Annotated in this window: 12 protein-coding genes; 3 read left to right on the forward strand and 9 right to left on the reverse strand. The window is 60.0% G+C overall.

The window, feature by feature from the left end; all coding sequences use genetic code 11:
* Window positions 1-105: 105 nt before the first annotated feature.
* The 7 genes from fapF to ACODSV_RS30175 form a co-directional block, all read right to left on the reverse strand.
* Window positions 106-1,407, reverse strand: a complete 1,302-nt coding sequence (fapF, locus tag ACODSV_RS30145) for a fibril amyloid transporter FapF (protein WP_150055864.1) — start codon at window positions 1,405-1,407, stop codon at window positions 106-108.
* A 50-nt stretch (window positions 1,408-1,457) separates the two neighbouring features.
* Window positions 1,458-2,204, reverse strand: coding sequence for a fibril amyloid subunit FapE (fapE, locus tag ACODSV_RS30150; protein ID WP_150055863.1), 747 nt, complete (start codon window positions 2,202-2,204; stop codon window positions 1,458-1,460).
* A 38-nt stretch (window positions 2,205-2,242) separates the two neighbouring features.
* Complete coding sequence (locus tag ACODSV_RS30155) at window positions 2,243-2,923, reverse strand: C39 family peptidase (RefSeq protein WP_069075830.1); 681 nt, start codon at window positions 2,921-2,923, stop codon at window positions 2,243-2,245.
* Between the two features lie 60 nt (window positions 2,924-2,983).
* On the reverse strand, window positions 2,984-3,733 hold the full coding sequence (gene fapC, locus ACODSV_RS30160) for an amyloid-like fimbrin subunit FapC (protein WP_150055862.1): 750 nt from the start codon (window positions 3,731-3,733) through the stop codon (window positions 2,984-2,986).
* 67 nt (window positions 3,734-3,800) lie between these two features.
* Window positions 3,801-4,352: a fibril amyloid subunit FapB gene (gene fapB, locus ACODSV_RS30165; RefSeq protein ID WP_150055861.1), complete on the reverse strand. Its 552-nt coding sequence runs from the start codon at window positions 4,350-4,352 to the stop codon at window positions 3,801-3,803.
* A complete protein-coding gene (fapA, locus tag ACODSV_RS30170; RefSeq protein ID WP_150055860.1) occupies window positions 4,352-4,804 on the reverse strand; it encodes a fibril amyloid chaperone protein FapA in 453 nt (150 codons plus the stop codon). Before fapA ends, fapB begins: the two co-directional genes overlap by 1 nt.
* A 331-nt stretch (window positions 4,805-5,135) precedes the next feature.
* Complete coding sequence (locus ACODSV_RS30175; protein ID WP_150055859.1) at window positions 5,136-6,131, reverse strand: FecR family protein; 996 nt, start codon at window positions 6,129-6,131, stop codon at window positions 5,136-5,138.
* Window positions 6,132-6,709: 578 nt separating this feature from the next.
* Here ACODSV_RS30175 and ACODSV_RS30180 point away from each other — a divergent pair.
* Entirely contained in the window at window positions 6,710-7,747 is a 1,038-nt protein-coding gene (locus ACODSV_RS30180) for an Ldh family oxidoreductase (RefSeq protein ID WP_069075835.1), read from the forward strand.
* 34 nt (window positions 7,748-7,781) lie between these two features.
* Here ACODSV_RS30180 and ACODSV_RS30185 read toward each other — a convergent pair whose 3' ends face one another.
* A complete protein-coding gene (locus ACODSV_RS30185; protein ID WP_016979401.1) occupies window positions 7,782-8,102 on the reverse strand; it encodes an ElaB/YgaM/YqjD family protein in 321 nt (106 codons plus the stop codon).
* A gap of 163 nt (window positions 8,103-8,265) precedes the next feature.
* On the opposite strand from ACODSV_RS30185, the gene ACODSV_RS30190 reads away from it, so the two are divergent.
* Window positions 8,266-8,517, forward strand: a complete 252-nt coding sequence (locus ACODSV_RS30190; protein WP_024075823.1) for a hypothetical protein — start codon at window positions 8,266-8,268, stop codon at window positions 8,515-8,517.
* Here ACODSV_RS30190 and ACODSV_RS30195 read toward each other — a convergent pair.
* Window positions 8,492-9,409 (reverse strand): LysR family transcriptional regulator, encoded by a 918-nt coding sequence (locus ACODSV_RS30195; protein ID WP_102624564.1) that lies wholly within the window; start codon window positions 9,407-9,409, stop codon window positions 8,492-8,494. The two genes, ACODSV_RS30190 and ACODSV_RS30195, sit on opposite strands and share 26 nt — an antisense overlap.
* Window positions 9,410-9,501: 92 nt before the next feature.
* On the opposite strand from ACODSV_RS30195, the gene ACODSV_RS30200 reads away from it, so the two are divergent.
* Window positions 9,502-10,428: a carbon-nitrogen hydrolase family protein gene (locus ACODSV_RS30200; RefSeq protein ID WP_150056116.1), complete on the forward strand. Its 927-nt coding sequence runs from the start codon at window positions 9,502-9,504 to the stop codon at window positions 10,426-10,428.
* The last annotated feature ends 123 nt before the right edge of the window (window positions 10,429-10,551 follow it).

Genomic DNA, 10,551 nt, shown 5'->3' on the forward strand with positions numbered 1-10,551 from the left:
CGAAAAGCCCCGCAACGACCCTTATCGTTGCGGGGCTTTTCCTTTGTCGAAGGTTGCGTTGCGCAGCCAGGAACACCGGCCGGGACGCTCCGTGTCCCGATGTCGCTAGAAGTAATACGGGAATTTCAAGCTGAACGTGAAGTCCGGCGCATCATCCGTCATGCCGATCGCCAGGTTCGGCACGATCGTCAGGTTATCCGATGCCGCAATGGTCATGCCCACGTTGAAGTAGCCCGCATTGGCGTCGCTGGAGACCACCGATTGCCAGTCGCCGCCGTTAGGCTTGAGCTTGCTTTTGCGTTGTACCAGGTCGGAAACCGAGAACGACATACTCATCTTCTCGTTCAGCGCGAAGGCAACGCCGACACCGAGCTGGAAGCTGTCGCCCAGGCTGACTTTGCCGCCGACTTTCTGGTTGATATCACTGCTGATGTCGTCAAACGAATCTTCGAAGTTGTGGGTGTACGAGAACGAGCCAAACAGCACCGCCGGGTCGAAGGTCTTGACCAGCGAGATGCCCGGTGTGATCGACCAGACGCCGTTACCGGTAGGCAGGCTTTCCGGCACATAGAGGTTGTCGTTGGTGGTTTGCCTGACCAGCTTGATGCCAAAAGGCTCTTTACCGGTAGGCGCCTTGACGCGCAGCGAAACCACCGCATCCGGCAACGTAGGGGTTTCGTCGAGGAATTTGTACGCCACGCCGAAGTTTACGTCGCCGATGGTTGGATCGCGGGTTACGCTTGCTTCAGAGGTGGCAGTGGCATCGTTGCCGGCGCCGCTCGACTGGTAGGTCGATTCGCGGTACACCACCGGCACGTTGACGTCGAACTGCCAGCGGTTGTCGACGTTGTAGCGCCCGGTCAAATCCAGGGTCCAGTTATCAGCCTTGATGCGGTCCAGGTTGATGTTGCCCAGGAAGATCGAGTCCAGGGCCAGGAAACCGTTGAGGGTCAACTGCCGGGCATCGTAATGCGCGTAAGTGATGCCGGTTTCAAAGCTGAACTTGCCATTCCCGAAGAAGCCGCTGGCTTCGTTGTAGAGGTTGCTCACGCTTTGTGCAGGGGCCGAATCGTCCTTGAGCGACTGGCCATAAGAACTGCCGCCGCCGCCCGCGCCGCCGGATGCCGCAGCGGCGCCCGTTCCCGCAACGGTCTTGCCGCCTTTCTGGAAGTCTGCCGGAGACTTGGCCAGGCGCCTGGGCGCCGGCGTGGCCGGTTGATCTTCGACCTGGCGCACCCGTTGTTCCAACACTGCCAAGGCTTTTTGCTGCACCTCGTACCGCTGCTTGAGTTCCAGAAGCTCTTGTTTGAGTGTCTCAATATCTGCGTCTGGCGCGGCATACAAGATGGATGCGGGCAAGAGCGTACTTAAACAGACCACTGCACGTAGCGATAATGATCGATGCATGAAATAAGCCGTCCTTTTCTAATGCAAAAAGTGTCGAGGGTCAGCGTAGTTCAATAACCGAGAGTGCGCAGGCCTTTGAGTTGATCCAGATTGCAGTTCAACGCCGGGTTGTTCAGTCCGTTATTGCCCATTACCACGTTGAGTTGGGTCATGTTGTTGACGAAGTTGGTATTGCCGGTCAACACCGTGCCTTGCAGCACTTGGCCGGCGCCGATCTGCTGGAGGCTATTGCCTTGGTTATGGTTGGCCTGAATCGCCATCTGCAAGCCGCCGTTGTTGGCCGAGACACTCACACGGCCTGCCGCGCTGTCGCCGGTCACAGTGCCGCCGGCTACCAGCACTTGCCCGGACTGGACGATGTTGGACGGTGCAAAGCCGTTTTCAGTGACGTTGATACCGACATTGTTGTAAGCGGTGTTGCCGTCGCCGGCGGTGCGTACGCTTTGGGTCACGCCCGTGCCTGTGCCCAGGCCCGCGCCGCCGACGACATTACCGGTGCCGGTGTTCTGGTGGGTGCCGGTACCGGTGGAGCCGGTGGTCTGCACGTAGAATTGTGGGGTAATGGTCGCTGAGTCGATCTGCATGCTGGCCTTGCCGGTGATGGTGTCGCCCACGGCGTTGGTCCAGGTACTGCTCATGACAATACCGAAGCTGATGATTCGCCCCGGCATCACATAGCGGCCGCGCAGTTCGGCCATTTCCGAATCCTTGAGTTCGATGGGTTTGAACCCCGATGAAGCATAAGCGGGTATTGAGGCTGTCAGACACAGGACCGTCAGCCAACGGGAAGTGTTCATCTTCAGCTCCTGGAGCGTCCTGCCCCTTATGCGCTTCTTCAGAAGAAGTCGCTCTGGATGAAACCGAAATCCATCAGCTCGGCATCGCCTACCGGCCTGAACTCATTCAACTTGTTCTTGGCGGTCAGCGGCGTGGGCGGGTCGAGCAAGGCGTTGGCCTTGTCATAACCTTCACCCAGCACGGCGAAGACGATGCCATTCCAACCCTTGAGGAAGTCGTCACGCGAATAGCGCTTGTGGCCCAGTACCGGGTCGCCGATATAGACCCAGTCCTTGTCCGCGCGCTGCATCACCACGAAGTGCTTGTAGCCACGAATCTCCAGCAGCACCACCACGGGGATCTTCACGGTCACCAGGGTTTCTGGTCCGATCTTGTAACCCCGGGCACGCATGCCGATGCTTTCGAGGTAGCGCTTCATGTCCAGCATGGAAAAGCCCTGGGTACGTACCAGGTCCTGGTCTGCATTGACCAGCATGCCTTTGATGACGTGGTCTTCGTCGACGTCCAGCCAGTAACCCTGGCGCAGAATGGTGGCGAGTGCCGCAGCACCGCAGCTGAAATCGGTTTTCTGTTCCACCAGGTTGGCGAACCGGCGCTCGCGGATACTCTCGACCTTCTTGTAGATGACTGCACCGCCGGGCATGGCGGAGATTGCCATGGTGCCTGCCCAGGTTGGGCCGGTGAGCAACATCAAGAGGCTAAGGGTCGCGAGGCGCATGATCGTATGACCTGTCGGACACTGGAATAAAAAGGGCCTTGTTGCCAAGGCCCCGTTGGATCAGAAGCGCACGCCGCTGGCGCAGACGGTGCAACCTTGACCGATCGACAGGCTGTTGCTGCCTTGGTTGCCGGCGCCGGATTGTATGTTCACACCTACGTTGCCGGAGTTGCGGTTAACCGAGTTGTCGAGGCTGGAGTTGTTCGACACGTACTGAGGTTTGCTGCCATGGCCATACCCGTGGCTGGTGGCGGCGGTGTTGAGGTAGTTGTTGGCGAGCGAGTTTTGCTCGGTGTTGGCGGCCGCTGCGATGTTTTTGCCATCGGCAGTGGTGATCGCCAGGTTGTTTTTACCTTGGTTACCTTGGCCGGCCTGGCCGTTGTAGCCCAGGTTGCCGGAGTTGCCGTTAACCGAGTTGTCCAGGGAGGCGTTGTTCTGGGTGCCTTTGTTGACGAAGTTGTTCAGCCCGCTGTTTTGATTGACATCGACGACAGCGAAGACTGTTGCAAAGTCACCTTTGGCGCTGGAGATGGCGGCGGAGTTGTCGGCCTGGTTGCCACTGCCTGCTTGAACGTTAACCCCGGTGTTACCGCTGTTGCCATTAACCGAGTTATCGGCAGAGGCATTGTTTTCGGTTTTGGTGTCATCGAACTTGTTGCCTACGCTGTTTTGTACATCCGTCACAACAGAGGCAACAACCCCGGTTGGTTGAGGCGCAGGGTGCCAGCCACCACCACCTGCTTGAGCAGCAGCAGCCATGAGCGCAGCCAGAGCGAAAACCAGTGGTTTCAGAGCCATTTGAGGTTTCATGGTGTTTCTCCTTGCTTCTAATTAGTTGGTTAAGTGTTGGTACGGTCTAACGTGTGCTACCAAGCGTTTACTTGATAGTGATGCCCAGGGTGTTAGCCACTCGGTTCCCCACCCCAGCACTCTGGTTCACCTGAATCACTCCTCGGCTGCCGGTGAAGGCCTGGTCGCTTGTCACGACCTGGCGGCTGCCAGTGGTGGGGGTGAGCCCTGAGTCGGTTGCCAGCGTCGTCGTGTTCTGTTGCAACAGGACGCTGTCGTCGATGCTTTGCGGGCCAGGGTTGATGCTGATCCGCACGGCATTGATTGATTGGTTATTGGCCCCGGCTGACTGGTTGATGCCCAACATGCCGTTGCCATTGGTAAAAGAAGTGCCCTCGATTGCCGCCTTGGCATTCAGGGAGGGGTCGACCTTGCCGTCCAGGTTCTGGAGATTGCGGGTGGTGGCCTGGCCACCGAGTGCGACGGCGCGGTTGTTGGCGGTTTGCTGTTGGTCGCCGGCGGCCTGGTTGATCATCAGGTTGCCGTTGTAGGCTTGGCCGCTATTGGTGATTACCGCCGTGTTGTCGGCCAGGGCCGAGGCGCTGCCCAGCAGGGCCAGAATAAGCAGGGAACGATTCATTATTTGCCCCCCATCATGCTGCCGAGGTTGTTCAACGGCGCCATGCCACGCTGGATCGAATCACTGATCTGCCCGCCTATGGCGGCGCCGGCACCGTGGCTGACCGCTGTCCCGGAACCGAGTGTCGATACACTGCCTTGGGTGTTGTTGAGGCCAGGGATATTGCCGCCAGGCAGGACCGCGCGGGTAATGCTCGAGCCGCTGCTGATGCCGCCGATGTCCATGTCGCTGAGTTCGCCTGTGGTGCTTATGATCTCGCGGCTTGGATTGGCGTTGGCAGTGGTGGGGTAGGGGTCTTTACCGAATGAAGGTCGACCGTACATGTGGCCTTGTACGTCGCGGCCCGTCACGATCACACCGTCACCTTCGGCGAGCACTGGAGCGCTCACGCTGGCACCGAGTACGCAGCTGATCAGCAGAAGGCTCAATGAGCCCGAAGTGTGAGTGACCACGGCAGTATTCCTTTTTTCTTCGCGCTGACCCTAAACAGCGCTGTGAGGAATAGAGCAGAAGGCGTGCCGTTTTTTAATATTGTTTATTATTCAATGGCTTATGGCTGTTGGCGGGCAAAGTAGTGGCTGCGTTGTTTCATGGTTGAAACACCATGGCCCAGGTGCACACGGACCCGAGCACAGCAAAAACGCTTCACCTGGTTGTATCAGTGCTGTAACACCGAACATGACAAAACGATGAAGTCGCTCAGCACGGGCAGTCCAGGGGCGGGAGGTGTTTCAAAAATGGACACGGCAGGCGCAAGCGAGCCTGCCTGTGCAAACGCAGGGTTCAGCCTTTGGGGGCTTTACGCGGGATGGCGTTGAGGACGGGATTGCCGTCCTGGTTCTGGGTCAGGTAGACCGGCAGTACCTTGGGCAGGGAAGGGATAAGGCTATTGACTTCACTGGTGTTGTAGATGCCACCGATGCGGATTGCCCCGGTGTTGGCATCCGCCAGCATGACCGGCTTGTTGAGGTAGCGATTGATCAGGGGCAGGGCATCGGCCAGGGCCAGGTTGTCGAGCACCAGCTTGCCCTGGCGCCAGGCCAGGGCGGAGTCGTTGGGGTTCATCGAACTGATTCGAGGGGTGGCATCGCCCTGCTGGTAGCTGGCCTGCATGCCTGGCGTCAGTGGCACGCTGCCATGCGTCTTGTCGCTGGAAATCTGTACCGAGCCTTCGAGCAGCATCACCCGTACCTGGTCGTCATATTTCCAGACATTGAACTGCGTGCCGGTGACTCGCACCTGGCCTTCGCCAGCCTGCACGATAAAAGGATGGGCGCGGTCATGGCTGACCTTGAAAAACGCCTCGCCTTTTTTCAGCGTGACCTGGCGATGGTCCTTGTAGTGGCTGTAGACCAGTTCGGTACCGAGGTTCAGTTCCACCTGGCTGCCATCGCCCAATGTGACCTGGCGTAAGCCGTTGGTGGCCTCGAAGCGCTCATAGGAGCTGGGTAGCCAACCCGCTTCCCAGCCGGTAAAGGCTACCAGGGGCAGGGCCGCGAGGCTGATCGCTGCGGCAACGGCATAGGTGCGCAGCCGGCTGCGTGGTTTGAGCGGCATCCCCGCCGAGGCCGCCTCATTGCGTGGCAAATGATCGGCAACGTCCCAGATTTCCAGCATCGCTGCGTATTCGAACGCATGCAGCGGATGAGCGTCGTGCCACTGCTGAAAGGCCTGCCGTTCGCCCGACGTGCAATCACTCGCATGCATACGCATGCACCAATGCGCGGCGGCGTCGGTGATGGCGTCATATTCGGCTTCTGAAAGGGACTTTTCGCTCATTAACTCATCCTGATTTCCCACATTCTAACCTCCACAGCCGGATAGCGAGAACAGCCATGATGGCAATTGCACTTCAATTGGAATTTATTCTCGTTTGAAAGCCGAGAAAACTGGGGGTATGAGTCCGTCACTCCTACCATCCCTGTGTTGCGAGGCACCGGAACGGCCATGGCTGATCAACCTTAACGCCCGGCAGATGGGGCTGTTGTGGCGAGCAGGCTTGTTGTGGTGATCGAGCTTGTTGTGGTGAGCAGGCTTGTTGTGGTGATCGAGCTTGTTGTGGCGAGCGGGCTTGCCCCGCGTTGGGCTGCGCAGCAGCCCCAAAACCAGGCACCGCAGTGTGTCAGTTAAAAATACATCGCTTGTAATGGGGCCGCTTCGCGCCCCAACGCGGGGCAAGCCCGCTCGCCACAACCAGCCCGCTCGCCACAACGAGCTCGCTCACAGTAAGCCCGCTCGCCACAGGGCATATGGCGATAGATAACTGAAGCGCCCGTTGACAGCAGCCACAGGGGGCGTTGTTTAATCAACGGTCTGGATTCTTGTTGTCTCTTCCAATTACAAAATCGGAGCTACAGATGTCTGCCCAGTCCCCGATAGTTGACAGTCCTTCAGTGTTCATTGGTTTCAATGACCTGGTGGGGTTGCTGCATGCCATCTTCGTGAAACACGGCACCTCGCCTGAGGTTGCCTCGATCCTGGCGCGCAATTGCGCCAGCGCCGAGCGCGACGGCGCGCACAGTCACGGAATCTTCCGCATTCCCGGCTACCTGAGCACGCTGGCCAGCGGTTGGGTCGATGGCAAAGCCACGCCCGTGGTCACGGATGTCGCCTCCGGCTTCGTGCGGGTGGACGCCTGCAACGGCTTCGCCCAGCCGGCCCTTGAAGCGGCCCGTGCACTGCTGGTGGACAAGGCCCGCAGCGCCGGCATTGCGCTGCTGGCCATCCATAACTCCCATCACTTCGCGGCACTGTGGCCGGACGTCGAGCCCTTTGCCGAGGAAGGGTTGGTGGCGTTGAGCGTGGTCAACAGCATGACCTGCGTGGTGCCCCATGGCGCCGATCGGCCACTGTTCGGCACCAATCCCATCGCTTTTGCCGCCCCCCGTGCCGACGGCTTGCCCATCGTGTTCGACCTGGCCACCAGCGCTATTGCCCATGGCGACGTACAGATTGCCGCGCGCAAGGGCGAGCGATTGCCGCCGGGCATGGGCGTCGATAGCCTCGGTCAGCCGACCCAGGACCCCAAGGCCGTATTGGAAGGCGGCGCGCTGTTGCCCTTCGGCGGGCACAAGGGTTCGGCGTTGTCGATGATGGTCGAATTGCTGGCCGCCGCCCTGACCGGGGGCAACTTCTCCTTCGAGTTCAACTGGGCCGATCACCCAGGCGCGCGTACCCCCTGGACCGGGCAATTGCTGATTGTTATCGACCCGAGCAAAACGGCTGGGCAAAGCTTTGCCGAGCGCAGCCAGGAACTGGTGCGGCAGATGCATGCGGTGGGGTTGCGGCGTTTACCGGGGGATCGACGTCATCGCACGCGGGCGAAGTCGCAACAGCAGGGGATTGAACTGCAAGCGCAGGACCTGGCGCAGTTGCAGGCGTTGCTCGAAGACTGAAAGGGGCCGCGCCAAGGGCGCAGCCCCTGGCGCATCAGTTACGGCGGCCAAGCAACAGGCCGACGACCAGGCCGAAACCCGCCGAGATAGCCACGGTCTGCCATGGGTGGCCACCGATGTAGGTCTCGGTGGCATCGACCACCGGCTTACTGCGCTCGCGCACGTTGGACACCGAGTCCAGCGCTTGCTTGAGTTTGATGGCGACCTGCTCGCGCAGGGTTTCACCTTCTTCGCCCACCAGCGAGGCGCTGCTCTTGAGCAGTTTGTCCGATTCTTCGATCAGCGCCGTGAGTTCGCTGAAGGCTTGATCCTTGATTTGATCTTCAACAGCTTGGGCAGCGGTTTTGCGGGCCATTGTGTGACTCCTTGCAGGTAAATGTGACAGTGAACAATGGAGTGCCGGGCGATGGCAAAAGTTGCAGTTTTTTTGCCAGGCACGGGTTCTGGGCAAAATCTGAATCAGGAAATTTCGACCTACAGTGTAAGATGTCACCTATTTGTGCAGCAGGTAATTCAACATGAGCTTCAATCTCGCCAACAAGACCCTCGCCGAACGCGCCGAGCTGGAAGATGAAAAGTCCCGTCTCTACGACCTGTGGCAAAGTAACCTGGGCAAGGCCAAGGGCGAAGCCGCCCGGTTGTTCGGCGAACGTGCCAAGCGCAAGGGCAAGTGGGCTGAATGGGTACGCGCGGAACTTGACGGCATGTCGCCGCCGGAGTTCTCGAACATGGTGCGCAGTGAAGTCAACAAGCTGATGGCGGCCAAGTAAAGCTGGCGCTGATCGCTTCGCGCACCTTGAGCAGCAGCGGGTCTAACTGGGCCTGTGTACGCCAGCCCAGTTCCACCGGGTAGCGGGGCAGCGCCAGCGGGCAGGGCAGTACGCAAAGCCCGGTGAGGCCGGCGATGGCCTCGGCCGCATGCCCGGGAATGGTTGCCACTGCCTGGCTGCCCTTGAGCAGGAATGGCAGTGCGGCAAAATGGCTGGTCGAGGCGCACACCTGGCGGCTCAACCCCTGTGCCGCCAGCCCCTCATCGGTGATCCCGATAAACCCGCCCGACGACACCAGGATGTGCTCACGCGCCACGAACTCCGCCAGGCTGATGCCGTGCTGGCCCGGCGCCAGGCTGTGGGCGTCCACCAGGCAGCGATAATCACCTTCCCCCAGTACTAGCCTGCTCAGCCTGCGTTCGGCAAACCCGCCGGCGGTGATCGCCAGGTCCAGGGTGCGATCGAGCAGGGCGCCGGCGACGATCTGGCTGTGGGTCTGACGGAAGATCACCCTGAGTTTCGGCAGACGCTGTGCGATGACGTCCATCAGCCGACGGCCATAGGCGATCTCGAAGTCGTCGGACAGTCCCACCACGATCGATCGCCCTTGATAGTTCGGGTTATCCGGATGGGTCATCGCCAGGCTTTGTCGGCAACGGTCCAGTGCCTCACTGATCACCGGCTTGAGTTGATTGGCGCGCAAGGTCGGCGCCAGGCCCCGGCCGGTACGCACGAACAACTGATCACCATACAGTTCGCGCAAGCGGCGCAACCCCGCGCTGATGGCCGATTGCGTCACACCCAGGCGCAACGCCGCGCGGCTGGCGCTGGACTCATCGTGCAGGGCTTCGAAGGTTTTCAGCAGGTTCAGGTCGACCTGGGCGATATTCATTTGGCTCATATCATTTAGCACTGAAGTGGGCTTTATTCATGATCGAGCCTGGCCCGAGAATGGGCAACCCCCCACTACTTGGAATGATCGTGATGCCTGTTTCTATTGTGGCTGCATTGCAAATCGGTGCCTTGCCGGGCGGCAAGGGCGAGACCCTCGCGCAAATCCTGGCTTATGAAGACGAAATCCTGCGCAGCGGCGCGCAACTGGTGGTGATGCCGGAGGCGCTCCTGGGCGGTTACCCCAAAGGTGAAGGTTTCGGCACGCAACTGGGTTATCGCCTGCCCGAGGGGCGCGAAGCCTTTGCGCGTTATTTCGCCAATGCCATCGATGTGCCGGGCACCGAGACCGAGGCGCTGGCGGGGTTGTCGGCCCGTACCGGCGCGAGCCTGGTCCTGGGTGTGATCGAGCGCAGTGGCAGCACCCTGTATTGCACCGTGCTGTATTTCGAACCGTCTGGCGGTCTGGTGGCCAAGCACCGCAAGCTGATGCCCACTGGCACCGAACGTTTGATCTGGGGCAAGGGCGATGGCTCCACCTTGCCGGTGATCGACACGGCGGTAGGGCGGGTCGGCGGCGCGGTGTGCTGGGAAAACATGATGCCGCTGCTGCGTACGGCGATGTACGCCAAGGGCGTGCAAGTGTGGTGCGCGCCGACGGTGGACGAGCGTGAGATGTGGCAGGTGAGCATGCGTCATGTGGCGCACGAAGGGCGTTGCTTTGTGGTCAGTGCGTGCCAGGTGCAGGCTTCGCCTCAGGCGCTGGGCATCGAGGTTGCCAACTGGCCTTCAGAGCGCCCGTTGATCGCAGGTGGCAGCGTGATTATCGGCCCTATGGGCGACATCCTGGCTGGGCCGTTGCTGGGGGAGGCGGGGCTGCTGACCGCGCAGATCGACACTGACGATTTGGTGCGCGCGCGGTATGACTACGACGTGGTAGGGCATTACGCCCGGCCGGATGTTTTCGAGCTGGTGGTGGATGAGCGCGCCAAGCCAGGCGTGCGCTTTATCACCGACTGAAGCCTGATGCCCGTCAGCTAAGGCTTTTTTGTAGGAGCGAGGGGGATGCCTAGTTCTTGCTCGCGAAAAACTCACAGGCGCCGCGTTCATTCAGGAAGCACGCGTTATCGTTGACGTTTTTCG

It is taken from the genome of Pseudomonas sp. FG86 (assembly GCF_057808775.1).

What these genes read in the sequence shown, in the direction of transcription:
- fapB (WP_150055861.1), bottom strand. Translation starts at nt 4,352, where the DNA reads ATGAATCGTTCCCTGCTTATTCTGGCCCTGCTGGGCAGCGCCTCGGCC.
- ACODSV_RS30180 (WP_069075835.1), top strand. Translation starts at nt 6,710, where the DNA reads ATGTCTGCCCAGTCCCCGATAGTTGACAGTCCTTCAGTGTTCATTGGT.
- fapC (WP_150055862.1), bottom strand. Translation starts at nt 3,733, where the DNA reads ATGAAACCTCAAATGGCTCTGAAACCACTGGTTTTCGCTCTGGCTGCG.
- ACODSV_RS30185 (WP_016979401.1), bottom strand. Translation starts at nt 8,102, where the DNA reads ATGGCCCGCAAAACCGCTGCCCAAGCTGTTGAAGATCAAATCAAGGAT.
- fapF (WP_150055864.1), bottom strand. Translation starts at nt 1,407, where the DNA reads ATGCATCGATCATTATCGCTACGTGCAGTGGTCTGTTTAAGTACGCTC.
- ACODSV_RS30175 (WP_150055859.1), bottom strand. Translation starts at nt 6,131, where the DNA reads ATGAGCGAAAAGTCCCTTTCAGAAGCCGAATATGACGCCATCACCGAC.
- ACODSV_RS30200 (WP_150056116.1), top strand. Translation starts at nt 9,502, where the DNA reads ATGCCTGTTTCTATTGTGGCTGCATTGCAAATCGGTGCCTTGCCGGGC.
- ACODSV_RS30155 (WP_069075830.1), bottom strand. Translation starts at nt 2,923, where the DNA reads ATGCGCCTCGCGACCCTTAGCCTCTTGATGTTGCTCACCGGCCCAACC.
- ACODSV_RS30195 (WP_102624564.1), bottom strand. Translation starts at nt 9,409, where the DNA reads ATGAATATCGCCCAGGTCGACCTGAACCTGCTGAAAACCTTCGAAGCC.
- fapE (WP_150055863.1), bottom strand. Translation starts at nt 2,204, where the DNA reads ATGAACACTTCCCGTTGGCTGACGGTCCTGTGTCTGACAGCCTCAATA.
- ACODSV_RS30190 (WP_024075823.1), top strand. Translation starts at nt 8,266, where the DNA reads ATGAGCTTCAATCTCGCCAACAAGACCCTCGCCGAACGCGCCGAGCTG.